This window comes from Carboxylicivirga longa (assembly GCF_050589825.1).
GTDB lineage: Bacteria > Bacteroidota > Bacteroidia > Bacteroidales > Marinilabiliaceae > Carboxylicivirga > Carboxylicivirga longa.
Genome location: NZ_JBNGOZ010000003.1, coordinates 273,678 through 292,669 on the forward strand (window position 1 = coordinate 273,678; position 18,992 = coordinate 292,669).

The 18,992-nt window shown below is 43.9% G+C and carries 11 protein-coding genes; 2 read left to right on the forward strand and 9 right to left on the reverse strand.

Going from position 1 to position 18,992, the window contains the following annotated elements; all coding sequences use genetic code 11:
* Positions 1-53: 53 nt before the first annotated feature.
* The 6 genes from ACRD7A_RS04310 to ACRD7A_RS04335 all read right to left on the reverse strand — a co-directional run bounded on the left by ACRD7A_RS04310 (position 54) and on the right by ACRD7A_RS04335 (position 9,140).
* Positions 54-494 (reverse strand): thioredoxin family protein, encoded by a 441-nt coding sequence (locus ACRD7A_RS04310; protein ID WP_430811179.1) that lies wholly within the window; start codon positions 492-494, stop codon positions 54-56.
* A gap of 112 nt (positions 495-606) precedes the next feature.
* The gene (locus ACRD7A_RS04315; RefSeq protein ID WP_430811180.1) at positions 607-2,022 is read right to left on the reverse strand and encodes a TlpA family protein disulfide reductase; all 1,416 of its coding nucleotides are present in this window, start codon (positions 2,020-2,022) and stop codon (positions 607-609) included.
* Positions 2,023-2,182: 160 nt separating this feature from the next.
* On the reverse strand, positions 2,183-3,559 hold the full coding sequence (locus tag ACRD7A_RS04320; RefSeq protein WP_430811181.1) for a RagB/SusD family nutrient uptake outer membrane protein: 1,377 nt from the start codon (positions 3,557-3,559) through the stop codon (positions 2,183-2,185).
* An 84-nt stretch (positions 3,560-3,643) separates the two neighbouring features.
* Positions 3,644-7,159, reverse strand: coding sequence for a SusC/RagA family TonB-linked outer membrane protein (locus tag ACRD7A_RS04325; RefSeq protein WP_430811182.1), 3,516 nt, complete (start codon positions 7,157-7,159; stop codon positions 3,644-3,646).
* Positions 7,160-7,238: 79 nt separating this feature from the next.
* The gene (locus tag ACRD7A_RS04330; RefSeq protein ID WP_430811183.1) at positions 7,239-8,423 is read right to left on the reverse strand and encodes a FecR family protein; all 1,185 of its coding nucleotides are present in this window, start codon (positions 8,421-8,423) and stop codon (positions 7,239-7,241) included.
* Between the two features lie 156 nt (positions 8,424-8,579).
* The gene (locus tag ACRD7A_RS04335) at positions 8,580-9,140 is read right to left on the reverse strand and encodes a sigma-70 family RNA polymerase sigma factor (protein WP_430811184.1); all 561 of its coding nucleotides are present in this window, start codon (positions 9,138-9,140) and stop codon (positions 8,580-8,582) included.
* Positions 9,141-9,382: 242 nt separating this feature from the next.
* Between ACRD7A_RS04335 and ACRD7A_RS04340 the strand changes: the two genes are divergently transcribed.
* Positions 9,383-9,898: a hypothetical protein gene (locus tag ACRD7A_RS04340; RefSeq protein WP_430811185.1), complete on the forward strand. Its 516-nt coding sequence runs from the start codon at positions 9,383-9,385 to the stop codon at positions 9,896-9,898.
* A gap of 12 nt (positions 9,899-9,910) precedes the next feature.
* Here ACRD7A_RS04340 and ACRD7A_RS04345 read toward each other — a convergent pair whose 3' ends face one another.
* The 3 genes from ACRD7A_RS04345 to ACRD7A_RS04355 all read right to left on the reverse strand — a co-directional run bounded on the left by ACRD7A_RS04345 (position 9,911) and on the right by ACRD7A_RS04355 (position 15,912).
* Positions 9,911-11,374, reverse strand: a complete 1,464-nt coding sequence (locus tag ACRD7A_RS04345; RefSeq protein ID WP_430811186.1) for a hypothetical protein — start codon at positions 11,372-11,374, stop codon at positions 9,911-9,913.
* A gap of 345 nt (positions 11,375-11,719) precedes the next feature.
* Positions 11,720-13,000: a 2-oxoglutarate dehydrogenase complex dihydrolipoyllysine-residue succinyltransferase gene (odhB, locus tag ACRD7A_RS04350; protein WP_430811187.1), complete on the reverse strand. Its 1,281-nt coding sequence runs from the start codon at positions 12,998-13,000 to the stop codon at positions 11,720-11,722.
* An 89-nt stretch (positions 13,001-13,089) separates the two neighbouring features.
* Complete coding sequence (locus ACRD7A_RS04355) at positions 13,090-15,912, reverse strand: 2-oxoglutarate dehydrogenase E1 component (RefSeq protein ID WP_430811188.1); 2,823 nt, start codon at positions 15,910-15,912, stop codon at positions 13,090-13,092.
* A 218-nt stretch (positions 15,913-16,130) separates the two neighbouring features.
* Here ACRD7A_RS04355 and ACRD7A_RS04360 point away from each other — a divergent pair, with 218 nt between their 5' ends.
* Complete coding sequence (locus ACRD7A_RS04360; RefSeq protein WP_430811189.1) at positions 16,131-18,986, forward strand: PD-(D/E)XK nuclease family protein; 2,856 nt, start codon at positions 16,131-16,133, stop codon at positions 18,984-18,986.
* The last annotated feature ends 6 nt before the right edge of the window (positions 18,987-18,992 follow it).

Consider the following 18,992-nt stretch of genomic DNA (forward strand, 5'->3'; position numbering starts at 1 on the left):
TCTGCTAGCGCATATTACCCCAGGCTGTCGCCTGAGGTAAATGTGCTGCATTATCATTTTTTGATGAAGCTACTGTGCTTTATCGCCTCATCTGCCAGCTTTTGCATGGTTTCAGCATCCATAAAACCGGTGTTTCGGGTTAATATCATACCCTCGGCATTAAAAAAGATGAGCGTAGGAAACCCTTTTACCTGATGCTGTTCTCGGGCCATCTGCCTTAACTGACTGTCTTTTACCGGATCGAGCTTTAAACTGATAAAATGCTTATTTACATAGCTGGCCAAAGAAGCATTGGTATATACATTGGCCTCCATTTGTCGGCAAGGAACGCATCCTTTAGTTGAGTAATTCACCAATACCCCCTTCCCTTCTTTCTTAGCAAGAGTCAATGCTTCTTCAAAACCAATACTTTGAAACTTAATCTGCTCGGCCTTTTGTGCATTAAGTTGATATGTACTCAACAGTATAATTGCGGATAATAGTAACAATTTCATTCTTGATGTTTTTAAAACCGGATTTGCTACCAAAGTATTAAGCGAATGGGCTTATACCTGGTGGATACCTGTTGATTGATAAAATATAAGCTACAGAGCTTATGGCTACTGATTAATTAAGGTGTTTCATCAGCAAACTCTCTAATCCTTTATCAGAGGGACGAGGAGCATCTGCTGAGATAATTACACCTTCTTTATCGAATAGCATAAAACGAGGAATGCGATTGATACCATAAGCCGTTGCCACTGGCGAATCAAAGTCATCATCGGCGATGAGCTGCACCCCTGTCAGGCTGTTATCTTTTACAAAAGAACGCCACTTTTCAATATCTTTGGCCTTATCCAATGACAGACTCACGAAAGTAACGGGTTGTCCGTGAAATTTTTTCTCCAACGCTTGCAAAGCGGGAATTTCTGCCTTACAAGGACCACACCAGGTTGCCCACAAGTCAATATATACCAAAGTCCCTTTAAAATCAGAAAACTCATGAAATTTGCCATTCACATCTTGCGCCTTAAAGTTGAAGCCCAACTTCCCTTCTTTAAAATTACGAATACTAATCTCATGAGCTTCTGCCTGTTCCTTTAGGTACGGCGTTGACAAGTATGACGAAACAAGCTGTTTATAATTCAGATATTTATCATCGTATGTTTTATAGCGCTGAATGTTATCAATGGCAAAATAGCCCTTCAGCAGCTCGTTTTCCACCGTAGCCAATTGGGCTTCAAGCCGCTGCTGGGCATTTGACAAATTCAAACCCGAATTCATCACTTTATACATAGAATAAGTACGCATAAATTCACGCGTATTGGCCAATTCAAGCAGGCGCTCTGTATCATTTGCTTTTTCGTTCAGTATCTGCTTGTAATAGTCCGGATACAGATCTATGCTTGGATGCTTTTGCTGCGGAGTAAACAGAAAATTAACCGCCGCAAACTTAAGATCTAAATCCACCATTAAACCCAACAACTCATCGAAAGAAGCATCATTGGTACTTATCAGATACTTAAATTTGTCGGCCTGATCTACAAACTCAGGCAAAACCGGGAAAAAGTCTTCGTAAGACAATAAATTGTATTGAAAACCATGAGAATAGGTAAAAATAGAATCGGCTATTTCATTCCACTCACTTAATAATTTATTCTTTGCACAATTACTTTTTACCAGTTGGTAACTCCCCTCTTCCAGGTGAATATCTATATTAACACCTTTATCGAGATAGAAGCGTTTGAGATTATGCTCCTGCCTAACAGGACGCTGAACGCTACTCCACATTACATTAATTACGTATAATCCAGGTTCATCAACCGGGCATGCAAAACCAAACTCTCCCTTTTCATTCAGCATGCTTGTTGAAACAGTATGCGTAGTTCCATGCTCCACCTTGCACAGGTGTATTTCTTTATCTTTAGCCTCTCCATTGAAAGTACCTGTTATCTGGGCGTAATTACTCGTGTCTTCTTTACATGAGAATAAGCAAATGGCGCTGATTAAGCACACTAGCGCTGCTTTAAATATTGTTTTCATTAAGTAATATTTTTTTGATTGGTAAATAAGGAAATCGACCTTTATTGAAGCTGTATATTTTGCGGTACAGCTAACAACAAAAGCCGGGCAAAGCAGGTAATACTAACATCCCCTTTATGTTAATTACTACCCTTCCTTTGCCCGGCCCTTAATTAGATTTCTATTTTGAATTTTGCTTTAAATTCACATTTCTTGACAATGCTTCAACAGAAAACGGATGAATATAAAGGTGCGACTCTGGCTCTAAAGTGTAGGTTTGTCCCTTGTATGTACGTGTTAAAGTTACCGCATACTCCGGCTCAGTATTTAAGCGCCTTAAATCCCAGTATCTATTGGGTGTCAGGTTCAACTCACGAGCTCTTTCATCAATGATAACAGCCATGGATTCCTGCGTGTTGGCAGCAGTAAGCGGCACGTAATTTTCGGGTCGGATGCGCTTTGCACGCAATTGATTCACTAAGTCCATCGCAGCATCAACTTCGCCCTGTCTGGCCAAACATTCGGCTTTCATCAGCAAGGCTTCCACCGACCTTAAGCCACCGGGATTTGGCTCAAAAGCAAAGTTCATTAAACTATAAAACATACAGCCTTCGATAAGGTTAGGGTTGTGTCTGAAAAATAATTCCAAACGCAAGTCTCCGGTTTCAAAATTCTGAACAAATTCAGGACTCACCACCGAAAAGTATAGCCCCATAGAATTCCATCCATATCTAAAAAGGTTATGTTCGCCCATTTCGTATCCTACACGAACTGCAAATGGGTTACCTGCTGTTTGGTTGGCATAGTCAACCATATCAAAAATATAGTCGTTATAGCTCAGCGACTGATCAGCGGCAACCAATGCCTTGTCAAATTCCTTTTTAAATAAATGCACCTTTGCTTTTAGTGCATAACCAAAGGCTTTGCCCGGACGAAATGTATTATTGGGTGTTTCAGGCAACCACTCGATGGCTGCTTCTATATCCCGCCCAATGGCCTCGTACACCTCCTGCACGCTGTACTGTTTAAGCACCGACTCCAAATCCAATTCAAAGGTAAGGATAATGCCATTATCATTGGACGCAGAGCTGGCCTGGTAATGCTTGGCATAAAAATTAACCAGAAAGAAGTAATTGTAGGCGCGTAAAATCTGCGCCTGTGCTTTAACTTGTTGCTTTAAATCGGTATCGCCTTCTGATTCATCAATATTTTCGATGACGATATTATAGTTCGAGATTCTCTTATAACAGCTGTTGTACAACCGGTCGGTCTCGATAAACTTGGCACGATCGGCACGCTCATCAAATGTAACATTGGCCTTAATCACCGGATAATTATCCTCGGTTAACCAACTTTCACTCATCACAAAGCGTTCGCCCGTTAAATAACCGATATCGTTGTGCGGAAAATCAAAGTACATATCATTCTCTAACAGAGCCGAGAACTCTTCTGCAGTTTCCAACAGTTTGCGTTTTTTAGGTTCTATGTCCAGATAGTTATCACAAGCCATCAACAGAACACCCAAAAAGGCGATATATATGATATTTATTTTCTTCATTTTTATTTCTTTTCGCGATTCTTACTCCTACTCATTTATAGCTTCTTCCACTATGCGCGGAAACCATAAATTTTATAATATCGATTAAAATCCAAGCTTTACTCCCACCGACCAGGACGGCATTTGAGGGAATAAGCGATAGCCATTATTAGCCATATAAGCTTCCGGATCTATATTGTTGCCTGCCGCACTCCAATAGAGTGGATTTGTTACCTGCCCCTTGATTTGCAAGTGGCGTGCGTGGAATTTTTTAGCTATATGTTCTGGTAAGCTATACGCCAGTGTAACGTTTCGCAATTTGATAAAATCAGCATCTTTCACGTGTATATCGGCATACTTCCAGTGCGCCTCACGAAAGCTATTATAGCTGTAGGTAGCCATTCGCGGAATGTTCGTATCAGTATTTTCAGGTGTCCACGCATTGGCCACATCTTTATGGATATTTCCATCAGAAATACGATCATACAGTGGGGTCACGTCCTGGCGTAGTTTGTGTCCTCCGTAAAAAATCACCAAGGCAGACAGCTCAAGGTTTTTATACCTTAAGTGGTTATTCACAGAGCCATTAAATACCGGATCGATTTGACCCACACGCACCATCGCATCCGGATCATTCATTTGATCATTGGCTACAACATTGCCATCGGCATCATACACCGAAGGGTCACCCTCGTCAGTTAGCCCGGCATAACGGAAAGCATAAATCGAGTTAAAAGCCTCTCCTTCCAGATAATAATCTTTGGGGAACTTCAAGAGATTGTTTCCGTCAATAACTTCGAAATTAACCTTGTCAATTTCATTTTTATTGTGGGAATACACCAATGAAGTGTTCCAGCTAAAGTCATTATTTCTAAACCAATCGTAGGCAATGGAGAGCTCAAAACCCCTGTTCGTCATAGCTCCATTATTGACCTTGGCACTTGGAAAACCCGTTGCCGGATCCAGTTTTTTATTGGCCAACAGATCCGTACTTTTCCTGTAGTAAGCATCAAGCGCTCCAATCAGGCGGTTATTAAACATGGCAAAATCCACCCCAATATTGTAGGTGCTGGTTTTCTCCCATCGCAACAAAGCATTGGGTGGTGAAAGAATAAAAGCAGCCATATTCCCTGTTTTATAGTTGTTCATTAGCGAAGCCAACAAGTAGGGACTGGTTGATTGATCGACATGACCATTCACTCCATACGATCCTCTTAGCTTTAGCATGTTTAACCAATCGGTATATGAGAGAAAATCTTCCTCTGACAGGTTCCAGCCGGCACCAAAAGACCACAATGGACGGTAGCGGTACTTCGGATCGGAACCAAACAAATCGGCCTGGTCTACCCGTACACTGGCAGTAAAATTATATTTATGGCGCAAGGTATAGGCTGCATTGGCATACATGGAGAAGAAGCGATGCGTTTCTTCGTTAAGATAATCATCGGGCGACAAGCGCTGGCTGTTTAGATTATATAATTCACCCGGAACCCCGTTAACCAGTGCCTCCCAGTCCATGTATTCGGTCGATAAAATTTTATCGTCATAACCATAAACAGTAGTGCGCTGATATTTAAGTGAATTTTCCATGATTTCTGTACCTACAATGGCGGTAACATTATGATCTTCTGAAAAAGTACGATCGAAGTTCAACTGGTTCCGAAAAGTATAATTATCATAACCGGTAAAAACACGCTGCAATGCTCCATTATTCGGAACGTAATAATTTAATGATTGATTATTCAAAACCGCATAGCGATTAATCATCTCGCGCATCTTAAAACTCTCTTTCTCAGCGTATCTGCTTTCTTCTCGTTTAATAGTCTCGTACTGAAACTTAGTTGAGTAACTTAAGCCTTTAAAAAGCTTAACGTTTGCATCAATAAAGAGGCGTATATTTTGTTTGTTGGTTTTTCTATAATCCTTGTCCAACTCTTCCAACACATTATATCCAATGTCGTGCATTCCATCAATCTGCTGAATCTCAGAAAGACGTTTGAAATTATACTTGTAATAACGAAGGGGATTGCCATCGGCATCATGCATCTGTTCGTAAGGCATGGCATCGGTCATTCCTTTAAGCGCAGCATGATTTTTAGATTTATTAAAGGACAAATTACCGCCATAGCTCAGTGAAAACCAGTCTGTTAATTGGAGCTGATTTTTAAGATAAAAGTTATAAGCGCCATTATTTTCATTTTGAACCAACAATTTATTGGTGGTGGCATTGGCCGAAAGCACCAGGTTTGATTTTTCACCAGCGTTTCGGAATGTCAGATTATATTGCTGCCTCAGCGGGTTTTGATATACTTCATCGCGGTATTTGCTTCGATAGTCTATACCTCTTAAGGCATTAATTTTGCCATCAACCTCGTTTTGGGTCATCTCGCCATTGGCCAGCAGTTTATAATAGTTCACCGCTTTTGAGTATACCCGCTGCTCGGTATCCAATGTATTAAAATAGCTGATAGGATTTTCCTGATAGTGTGGATTATTTTTTAAATAATACAACTCATAATCAATCACATCGCTGGACGATGCATAGTTAAAGTAATCAAGATCCGGCTTATCGGTCACCGTCCAATCGGCACTAAAATCAACCTCTGTCGTTCCCTTTTTGGCCTTTTTGGTGGTTACTACAACAACACCATTGGCCGATTTGGCACCGTAAATAGACGCTGCAGCCGCATCTTTTAGTACGGTTACAGACTCAATATCATGCACATTAATGGCAGAGAAACCACTCGCTGTTGGTATACCATCCACAACTACTAAGGGGCTGTTATCATTACCAAATGTTCCTTTGCCTCTGATCACCAACTCTCCCTTGTAGGAGTTAAGACCAGCCACCTTCCCTTCTAAAGCGGTTGTAATGTCCGATACAATCTGTGTTTCCAGTTCTTTTTCGTCTACAATAGAGTAAGAACCTGTTGAGCGTTCTTTAGAAATTGTTTGATAACCGGTAACAACCACTTCATTTAAACCGGATATAGTTTCGCTTAGGGTGATGTTAAATTGTGATTTATCACCAATAAGCTCTGTTACCGTGTCAAAGCCCAACATGCTAATGAACAGAACCGGTGCTTCCTGATCGCTTGGGTATTGTAATGCAAACTCCCCGTTTATATCGGTGGCTGTTCCAATCGTAGTGTTCTCCAACATAACAGCAACTCCGGGCAAAGGCACGCCGTTCTGATCCGTCACTTTACCGGTAATGGTTACATTTTTCTCAGGTTGTTGCACACTCTGTTTTACTACAGGTGGTGCTTTTTTGATGATAAAGGCATCATTCTTTTTTTCATAGGTCAAGCCTTTATCAACGAGTATCTCATTCAGAATATCTTCCAAATCACCACTCACATTTACTTCCAGATTGTCAAAATTACTCACATGTTCCTGACTGAATACAAACACAAACCTGGTTTCACTTTGAATTTTCCACAAAAGCTGTTCGAGGCTGATGCCTTTTTCTTTAATTGTGACCTTTTGTCCTTGCGAGTACACACTGGCACTCACCTGGATAAAGGCAGCCAGCAAAAAAACTGACGTTAGTTTCATAACTCTCATCCACTTCTCCTCTCTTTTGCGCGAATGCATCAGGAGGTGTAACATTTTTTTCATACTTTTGATTTTGCATTTAACATTGAGCCAACCCGTTATTGGCTTTAATTAACTCACTGGGGAGTGCTGGTAACACTCCCTAGTTTTTTTGAGTGGGACTCACCACTATGTTGTTGTTATCTATTTTAAAGGATATTTCTCCCGTTGCCTCAAGCATTTCAAGAATACTGGTAATATTCTCATAACGTTTCAGGTACAGGGAATATTCACTATACTTAATTTGTTGATTGGTATAAAAAACATTGGTATTGTACCAGCGCGACAGGTCAGCTAAGATAAGCTCCAAAGTAGCCCGGCGATACATAAACATTCCGTCTTTCCAGGCTGTATACTGCGCTGCATCCACTTCCTTTATCACCGTTTCATCGGAGCTTATTACCGCCTGCTGGTTGGGCTTTAAAATATCGCTGCTCCCATTTGAGCACAAAGCAATGCTGCCTTCACAAAGTGTCACATAATCGGCCTTACCGGCGCCATAGGCCCGGATATTGAACGCAGTACCCAATACTCTTATTCTGTTATCGCCCGAATACACATAAAACGGTTTCTCGCTGTTAGGTGCCACCTCAAAATAAGCCTCCCCCTTAACATATACAGTTCTGTCATTGGCTGCAAAATGCTCGGGATAACGTAGCTCTGAATCAGCATTGAGCCAAACATGCGTTCCATCGGCTAAGCACAACTGATATTCACCACCACGAGGTGTGCGTAAGGTGTTATACTTTATTTCACTTGTTTCCCTGGTATCTTGCCGATAGCTAAGCCTGTTGGCATCAATGGTAAGTTGCGTATTACGAAGGCGGATAGTAGTGTCATTCTCTCCCAGCTCAAGCGATTGACCATTGGCTAAGGTTAAAACAGCCTTGTTAGCGCCCGGTTGAATAGCTTCCTTCACTTGCAAAGGAACTGCCTTTTCAACCTGACTATAAGTATTCAATAGCCAATAAATACCTATGACAATCAGGATAGACCCAGCGACTGAGACAGCTTTCCACAGTGCCTTATTATGAACAGGTACAGATTTCTCCGGCGTAGCTTTTAACTGTACTTTCTCCCAGGCTTCATCTGCATTAAAGCGTGCCATAGCTGCCTTTCGGGTTTCAACAAATCCCTCAGCTCTGATCTTTTGATAGAGCAATTGATGATTGATCGATTCATTAAGCCAATCATTCAACAGCATTTGTTCTGCTTCCGTTAACTCCCAACTCATCTCCTTGGTAATTAACTGAATAATACGCTGACTATCTACCTCCAAAATCCTCATTATAATAGCTTTGTTGAGTTAATACACTTAAAGAAGGTAGGTGGGTGAATCAAATGTGAAAAAAATGCAATATTCTAAAAAAAACAATCCGGATCGGAAAACACACTCCCTAAACGACGAAGTTACAGATGCACCTTCTCTCCTGTTGCCGCAGATTTATCCGAATAATTGGGCGCTGAGAATCGCCAGGGCAAACACATGATCTTTTAACAGTACACGAAGCTTGGAGTAAGCATTCTTTTTCAGTGTTTTGACGGTATTAATGGAAATATTTAAACGCTGGGCAATTTCACTATTGGCATAGCCCCTCAATGCCAACTTTATTATGTGCTGACTTCTCTCTGGCAGCTGCCCTACCGCTATATGCAGCACATTGAATACTTCCTCCTCAATATAGGCTAAGTCAACAAGTTCATAATCATCAGCCGGTTCATTCCTGTATTTTTGCTGAACTTTCTGATGACGCAAGTGGTTGAGGCTCTTATTTCGGCAGATGGAATAAAGATAGACCTTGGCTTGCTTTAGCGATGCCTGTGAATGCCGATTGCGCCAAAACTCGATCATTGCATCCTGAGCAATATCTGAGGCCACATCCTCAGCTCTGACAAATTCATCACAAAAATTACTTAACGCAGGGTAGAAAGCATCAAAAAACAATTTAAATGATGACATGCTTCCCTGCGCAATTTCTTTAATATGCCGATCGCTAATGAGCATTAAACGTGACTTTTCTGAATTTGGAAGGACAAAACTAGCAAAATATCAAAAACTTTAATGATGCATTGATTTGACCACATCGCATATGGATCGTAGCATAAGCCCTTATGCTTTTTAGTTTCAGAAGGTTGCCGCCACCAATAAACATTATGCACTTTTAGGTGTAGAAAAAACCCATCTGTAAAACCCTTGTTTATGACAAAAAATGATTTGTTTTGCAGGCGAACTAAAAAAATACCATTATGATTGCAAAATATATACGACTCATTTTTGCGGTAGTTTTCTTTGTGGCTGCCACCCTATTATTTGTTGCAGGTTATACCGGCACCGGAATCATCAGCGTACTGCTGGGTGCCTTCGCCATTCTTTTTCATTTCAAAAACGAAATGAACCTTTTAATCTTTTACTTTGTGCGCAAAAACAAGTTTGCTACCGCCGAAACACTGATTAATAAAGTAAAACATCCCGAGCGCATGACCCAACACCAGGAAGCCTATTTTTATTTCCTACGTGGCCTTATGCACTCGCAAAAGCAAAAATTAAGCCCGGCCGAAAAAAGCCTTAAAAAGGCACTTTCGACAGGGCTTCGTACCAGTAACGACCGTGCTATGGCCAACCTGAATCTGGCAGGCATCTCCTTGTCGCAACGCAACAAAAAACTGGCTACCTATTATCTTCGCGAAACGAAAAAACTGGATAAGCAAAAGATGCTGACTGCACAGATTCGCGAAGTTGAACAGATGATGAGACGCATTTAATCGAAGTAGGTCTTATCGAATTTGTAACTCATCAAGGGGCAACCAGTTGGTTTGCTCCTTTCTTTCTTTCACCGCCAGAGTAATTTCTGCCTCACCGGTATGGGTATTTACAATACCCACCATAAGACGATACTTTCCGCTGTTTAAACCATCGCATGCAAAATGATCGGCATAGTGCATCTGCTTTTGATTCACCCAGTCTGATGGTTCTGCCTGGCTGCTATACCACATCTTAACAGTATTGCCATCTTTGTCTTCCAGACAAAAAGCCACCTTATACTTGTAGTTCCACGCTCTGTTATTATTGGGTAAAACCCCTACTCCAATATTAGTCCAGCTATGAGAAATACACAGACTATCGCCTTGCTGTATTGATTGCGGATAGCGAAGCTCGACAGGGTAAATTCGATACCCCCCTTCACTCAAAAATCGCTTCACCTGCTCCGGGGCATCACCCGTCCAGCGAATGGCTTCCACTGCCTCGCGTAAATCCAGATAGTTGGCATGAGTATTCAGGGCGAGGTCTACCACCTGCTTATAATAGTCAGCCCAACTGTTCCACTTAAATTCCCTTTCTACACTATTGACCCACTCAATGGTTCGATCCTGCCAATAGCAGCACTCAGCCACCACAAAACACTGTGGGAACAAGCCCTGTATTAAAGTCTGTTGGGCTTCGGGCATCCAGCAACTCGCATAGCCATCGCGACGTATGGCATACCCATAGCGCTCAATGGCATATTTCAGCTCTTGCTCATGTCCAATCTCACTCGCCACTGTAATCACCAAAGGCACCCTCGTAAAAGACTGTCCGTATAACGAGGTAATCCAGTCAAAAACCTCCACAGCACGCTCTCGCTTTTGAAAAACCAAGCCATGACCTTCTCCCCACAAGCCTAAGTTGTAACCATCAACATAATTAACACGCGCAGGATCATCAAATTCGCGTGCAAAAGCCTTCACAAAAGTTTCAAATTTAGACTGAAAAATAGGATCATCGGGATAGGGCGAACGCACCGCTCCATTTATACCTTTCCCCATATAGTATTTGGCACCTGCATCAAATACATAGCCCGGCGTTGACTCATACTCATTATCCTGACTCGCCACATAAACCCGAAAAGCCAGTTTGAGTCCCCTGTCAAGCGCACCCTTGATCAGGTCTTTAAAATTTTCATCGTACTCCCAGGCATACTTACCTTCCTCAGGTTCCATATCACTCCATCGCCACCTAACATAAAGCGTTGTAGCATAGCGGCGTGCAATGGTATCTTGCTGTTGCCAAAATTCTTCGGCATTGGCAACATGATCATTGGCATCATCATAAATCGTCCATCCCATACCCGGGTTGCGAATTAAGGAAACATTGTCCACTTCAAAATTAACACGCTTTAACTGATCTCCCTGGTCACATGCTTGCAGTCCTAACAGCACAAGCATCGATAGCATGCCATAAAAAACATCAACTAATCTCATCTTTAAAATACTAAATTTTATTATTACACTTTGTTATCAATACAGATTCATAAGCCCATGTGCAACCCTCACATTGAATAATGGAAACCTTGTGTGATAGCACAGGCGGGCGACGAAGATAACATCTTAAGTATATTATGCAGATTAATTTTTCAGTTTATTAGACAACAAACGAGCTAACACACTCATAGTATTGTTAGCTCGTTTTGTTTTGGGCAGACTAGCAGTAAAGTCTGAAAAATCCAATATAATTAAACATTTACGGAGCGATTCTTTATGAGCACCTTACACTAGAAAACCGCTCCCTAAAGCTTATTGAACGCACTACAAAGTATCTACCGTGTATTATATATCCAGCAGAGCCTGCTCGGGGTCGAAACCACCGGCCAAGAGTTTGGCGGGGTCTTCAATCATCTCTTTTACCTTCACCAGAAAACCCACCGAATCTTTACCGTCAATAATGCGATGATCATAAGACAGCGCAAGGTACATGATGGGGCGTATCTCCACCTGTCCATTAACGGCCACGGGGCGCTCCACAATGTTATGCATGCCCATAATGGCCGACTGTGGCGGATTGATAATGGGCGTACTTAGCATAGAGCCGAACACACCGCCATTGGTTACTGTAAAGGTGCCACCGGTCATTTCCTCCAGGCTTATCTTACCCTTGCGGGCTTTCTCGGCCAGCTGCTTAAGGTTTGATTCAATGTCGTTCAGTCCCTGGGCCTCCACATTACGGATAACGGGCACCATCAAGCCTTTGGGCGTCTGAACAGCCACCGATATGTCGTGATATTCGGGGAGCATAATCTCATCACCGTCAATCATGGCATTCACCATGGGATGATGCTTCAAGGCCAGGGAGGCTGCCTTGATAAAGAAAGACATAAAACCCAGTTTAACACCATGCTTATCTATAAATTGAGGCTGATATTTCTTACGCAGCGCCATCACAGCCGACATATCCACCTCATTAAAGGTTGTTAGCATGGCTGTTTCATTCTTTACGGCTACCAAGCGCTGGCTCAGCTTCTTGCGCAGGTTACTCATCTTCTGACGCTCTGCTTCACGGCTGGACGTGGGGGCTATAAAAGCCGTATTGCTGTGCCCTCCATCGGCATCCACCCCGGCAGGGCTGCTTTTCACCCGCTCCACCTCTTTGGTGGTGATGCGCTTTAAGCCATTTACCACCTGATCAATATCCAGGTCTGCCTCCTCCATCTGCTTTTTTGCCAGCGGCGTAGCCTTGGCTCTCGGATAGGAACTTTCCTGAATTATTTCATTACTATCCTCCAAGGAATTGGACTTTTTATCGGCTACTTTTTCTTCTCCCGGAGCATCGGCAGTCTGTCCAGACTCCTCCTTTTTCGCAGGCGTTTCACCGGCAAAGTCCGTATCCACCGTACAGGCAACGCTATCCACTGCCACCGTTTCACCGGCCTCAACCATAATCTTAAGCTTACCTCCTTCGCTGGCTACAAGCGATAAGGTTGCTTTGTCCGATTCTATTTCGGCAATCTCCTGGTCTTTCTCAACGATGTCGCCATCCGCCACCATCCAGGTGGCCAGCTCTACTTCGTTAATGGACTCGCCCGGGGTGGGCACTTTTATCTCAATAATCATAGATTCTTTATTTTCGTTGGACGCCCGTGCACAGAGGCGATTAGAGGCTCCGGGCTCATAGCAACCAACATTTAACGGCTTACTAATTCTTATATGGAAAATCTTGGTTTCTCTTCAAAATACTTATGCTGTTTTAATATTTCGGCACGCGACTTACCGGTTACGCACTGCAAACCACAATACTTAAGCTTACGCTCGCAATGACAAGCCTTAAATACCTTATTGATGATCTCATTCTGACCCACCATGTGCAGACCATTAAGCCCGGTAGCCGGACTACCGCTGGCAATGCGCGCCACAGGCACTATTTCCACATCCGTCATCTTACTGCGAATATAGTTCCAGGCTCCCATGTTTTCGGGCTCTTCCTGAACCCACAAGTGCAACAATGCGTTTGTGTATTTTTTGTTAATGGCATCTATCTGCTCTTTGGGGAAAGGATGCATCTGTTCCAGTCGCACCAATGCCACATCTCGGGCCTCCAGCTCTTCCTTGCGTGCCAGCAAATCGTAGTACACTTTACCGGTACAAAATACCACGCGCTTTACCTGCTCCACATCCACCTGCTCATCGTCTATCACCTCCTTAAAACCACCCTGTGCAAAATCATTAAGGGAGGATACACACTGCGGGTGACGCAACAAGCTCTTGGGCGTAAATACAACCAAAGGTATACGGAAGGCACGCTTTACCTGACGCCTGAGCACATGAAAAAAGTTGGCCGGCGTAGTACAGTTCACCACCTGCATATTATTACGTGCTGCTAAGGACAGGAATCGCTCTACGCGGGCACTGGAGTGCTCAGGCCCCTGCCCTTCAAAGCCATGGGGCAGCAAAAGCACAAGCCCATTCATAAGCCCCCATTTCTCCTCGGCTGACGACAGGTACTGATCGACGATAACCTGCGCCACATTATAAAAATCACCAAACTGAGCTTCCCAGATTGTAAGCCCTTCAGGTTTCGCCAAAGCATAACCATACTCAAAGCCCATTACTCCATACTCCGATAGTAATGAGTTATATACATTAAAATCAGCCTGATCGGGCGATATGTGCTGCAAAGGTCGGTACCGCTCATCCTTATCCTGCAGGGCAAGCGCAGCATGACGATGTGCAAAGGTGCCACGCTCTGCATCCTGCCCACTGAGTCGCACCGGATGCCCCTCAGTCACCAGCGAGGCATAGGCCAGCTGTTCACCCAGCGCCCAATCCAGTCGGTCGCCTTCTACCATGGCTTTTCGGTCAGCAACAATCTTATGTAGTTTCTTAAAAAAGCTTTTATCCTCAGGCAGGTAATTAATGCGGTTCAATAGTGTGCGAAGTACCCCTTCTTCAATGCCGGTATTGGGTGATCGCACAAAATCAACCGGCTCAGAATAACGATAGGGTCGCCAGTCATCATGCAGAAAGCGCTGTATTACCACCTTATCAATTTTCTTGGAAGCCGCCAATTCCTCCTCCAAGGCTTCATTGAAACGCTGCTCCTCCTTTGCTGCCTCTTCTTTTGACAGCACCTGTTGCTCCTGCAATTTTAACTTATAAATATCACGTGTATTCTTGTGCTTGGCTATGGCGCTGTAAAGCAGCGGCTGTGTAAAACGTGGCTCATCGCCTTCGTTATGTCCGTATTTACGGTAAGCCAGCAAATCGATAAATACATCAGCGTTAAAACGCTGACGGTACTCCATGGCTAGCTCCACGGTGTAAACCAAGGCCTCGGCATCGTCGCCGTTAACGTGAAATACAGGTGAGCGGGTTACCTTGCCCACATCGGTACAATAGGTGGAGGATCGTCCTTCCAGGTAGCTGGTGGTAAAGCCCACCTGATTATTAATAACAATATGTATAGTACCTCCTGTTTTATAACCCCGCAACTGCGCCATTTGCACCACCTCATAGGCAATACCCTGTCCGGCAATGGCTGCATCACCATGGATAACAATGGGGACTACTTTATCGTAATCCTTATTGTATTTATGGTCAATTTTAGCGCGCGAAATTCCCTCTATTACAGGCGCCACCGTCTCCAAGTGCGATGGGTTGGGCGCCAGATTAACGCGCACCCTTTTACCACTGAGGGTATCAATATCGCTGCAGTAGCCCAGGTGATATTTCACATCGCCCAGCGAAATTCCATCCTCATATTCATCGCCCACAAATTCCTTAAACACATTCTTATAGGGCTTTTGAAGTATATTGGTAAGCACATTTAAACGCCCCCGGTGCGCCATGCCAATGACCACTTCTTCGGCACCCAGCTCAGCACCCTTATTAATAAGGGCATGCAAGCCGGGTATCAAGGATTCAGAACCTTCCAGCGAAAAACGTTTTTGACCCACAAACTTCTTATGGATAAAGGCTTCAAAGCCCACCGCCTTATTCAGCTGATGGAAGATCTGTCGCTTTTTTTCAGACGAAAAATCGGGCGTGTTACGCACCGATTCCATGTGTTGCTTCATCCAGCTTAATACTTCCGGGTGACGGATGTAAAGGTATTCGACGGCTACTGAGCGGCAGTAGGTCTGCTGAAGGTGATCAATAATGGTGGCCAGCGAAACAGGCCCCAGACCCAGTTCATTACCAGCTTGAAATACCGTACTAAGATCCTCCTCACTGAGTTGAAAATTCTCAATATCCAGTGTCGGGTAATATTTACGACGACGACGAACGGGATTCGTCTGGGTAAACAAATGACCGCGCTGACGATAACCATGAATCAGGTTTAACACCAGAAACTCCTTATCAACGAGTCCGGTACCTGATGAAGGCTGATAGTTTGCCATGGCAAAATCAAAGCCCTGAAAAAATCGTTGGTATTCGGTATCAACCGATTCCGGATCTTGCTGATATTGCTGATACAGCTCATCAACAGAACCTATTTCACTATTACCAAGAAATGAAAATTTATCCATAAAACATTATATAATAGCAATACTATTTGCGTATTTCTTTCCTCTTTTAACAAATAAAGGACATTAAAGTTAAAATATTTTCAGCCCCCATCAGCTATTGTAAAACAGCTTTTTCTCTTTCCTGAATATTTGGTCGTTTAACTTAAAATCTTATCAAGTTCTGAATTTTTCTTTCTTAGCGGGAGTATTTACTATCTTTGGTGATTAAAATTTCACGCATGACAGCCGGTTTCTTAAACGCCATAGCAGCATACTACCATCAACACCACCGCAATGATTTAGCCGATTATTGCTTTGTTTTTCCCAGCCAGCGCGCAGGCATCTTTTTCACCAATCACCTTCGTCAGCTGGTAGATGCCCCCACCTGGGCACCCCGCATCATGACGGTCAATGATTTTTTTGCCTCCCTGTCGCCTGCCATTGTGGCCGATAACATTACCCTTCTGTTTGCGCTGCACCAAAGCTACAATGCCGTGAGCAGTATGCCCACTACCTTTGATGAATTTCTGCCCTGGGGCGAGATGCTGCTGAGTGATTTTGATGATATTGATAAATACCTGGTGGGCGTTGACGATCTGTTCTCCAACATCATCTCCTACAAAGAACTGGAGGATGACTACAGCCACCTTAACGAACAACAGCGCGAAGCCATCAAAACATTTTGGGGTGCCTTTAATGCCGAGCAGCTTTCATCTCATCAGCGACATTTCCTGGATAACTGGACGCTGATCCCCAAGGTATATACCGCTTTTCGTAAGGCACTGAGCGCGCAGTCGCTGGCCTACGAAGGCATGGTGTATCGCCGTATTGCCGAATCGATTAAACAGGACGCACTGCTTGATATCCAATGGAAGAAGGTGGTATTTGTGGGCTTAAACGCCCTTACACCGGCCGAGCGAAAGCTGATGGATCACCTACAAAAACGCGGTATGGCTGATTTCTTTTGGGATTACTCTCCCTGGATGCAGAAAGACGCTGAAGGCGGCTCGCTACCGACCCGGGGTCCCGGTCTTTTTCTCAATGAGAATAAAATGCGTTACCCGGCACCTAAAAATTTTGTACTTCCTCTTCATGAGCAGGGGCCAGACATAACCATCACTGCGGTTGCCAACCCTACTGAGCAGCTTAAATCCGTGCATAGTTTCTTGAACAAGGAGTATGAAAGCGACCTGAAGACGGCTCTTGTATTGGCCGATGAAACCTTACTGATGACGGCACTACACGGCATTCCTGAGTCGGTGGATCGGGTGAATGTAACCATGGGTTATCCGCTCAACAACACACCGGTTTTCGGATTGGTTAACCTGCTGTTTGAGATGCAACGCAACGCCCGTAGCAGTAAAAATGGTCTGTGGCTATATCATCGCCATGTGCTGCCCATTTTACAACACCAATACGTCAGCATGCTGGCCGAAGAAGACTGCCGTACTTTGCACAAAAAGCTGGTGAAGGAAAATATCATTTTTGTGCAGGCTAAGGACTTACAGATCAATCCCCTTTTTAAGCTGATTTTTAGCCGGATAAGTGATGGTGCCCAGCTGGCGCATTACCTCACCAGCATACTCAGTAAAATTTATGAACTGCTACAGCCTAAAGATGATAAACTATTGGAGCAGGAATTTGTATTTACCCTGCACAAAAGCATCGTACGCTTGCAGGACTTGCTGGAACAAAACCAACAGGAAAGCATCACGGCAGAAACCTGGATGAAGCTGTATAAGAAACTGGCCGATTTTCAGACTGTACCCTTCAAAGGTGAGCCGCTGGCCGGTCTTCAGGTAATGGGCATACTGGAAACGCGTGCCCTGGATTTCGACAAGCTTATTATTCTTGACCTTAACGAAGGGGTGTTTCCCCGCACATCGGCGCCCAACACATTTATTCCGGCTACCCTAAGAGCGGGGTTTGGTTTACCCACCATCGAATTTCAGGACACTATCTTCTCCTATTATTTCTTTCGCCTGATTCACCGTGCAAAAAAAGTGGAACTGCTCTATTCCACCGGTGCCCAGGGGATGAAATCCAACGAGATGAGCCGTTATCTCTATCAACTTAAATATGAGTTTAATGCCACTATTAAAACCCAAACATCGGGTGGTCATGTAGCACTATTGAGTCCACCCCTGCCCCATGCTCCCAAAACCCCCGAGGTAATGGAGATACTGACACAGTTTAAGGCTGGTGGCAAGCGTTCTCTCTCGCCCAGCGCCCTGTCGGTGTATATCGAATGCCCCATGCGCTTTTATTACCAGAAGATAGCCGGCATACGCGAGGCCGATGAGATCAATGAGGAGGCCGATGCCCGTATCTTCGGCCTTATCTTCCATGATGTGGTGGAACAGCTGTACCAGACACACATCAATAAAACGGTAGACGCCAACACCATTGAAAGCTGGTTAAAAGACAAGCCCAGGATTGATGGGCTGATACGCGAAGGCTTTAAAAAGCACCTGAGTGATTATGACAAGGGTAAAAATGCCTTTACGGAGATACACGGGAAAAACGTGATGGTATTTGAAGTAATCCGTCGCTACCTCATGCAGTTCCTGAAACTGGAGAAACAACGTGCTCCCTTCACCATTATTGATTTGGAGCGTGAAGTGAAACACGTTATCAACACCGGCAGTCTGCAGCTCAATATGGGTGGTTTCATCGATCGTCTCGAAAGCAAAGATGGCATTGTGAGTGTAACGGATTACAAGACAGGTAACGGCGATGCCACGATTACAGCAGTGGCCGACCTGTTTAACACCGATAAGCACAAGAAGATAAAGGCCACATTTCAAACCCTGCTATACGCCCTCATACTGGAGGAGACCACGCACGCCAATGTCCCCCTCCAGCCTGCTGTTATCTGGGTGCGCGATGTCTTTAAGCGCTCCTATGACACACGACTCTTCCGCAAACAAGGAAAAAACAAAGAAGCCATTTTACTTCAAGCTGTACAACAGGAGTTTAAGGAGGGGCTCTACGACTTACTGGAAGAACTCTATAACCCGGATATCCCTTTTCAGCCGGTTGAGGATACTAGCAAATGTCGTTTCTGTACCTACAAAAGTCTGTGCAACCGATAAATAGAC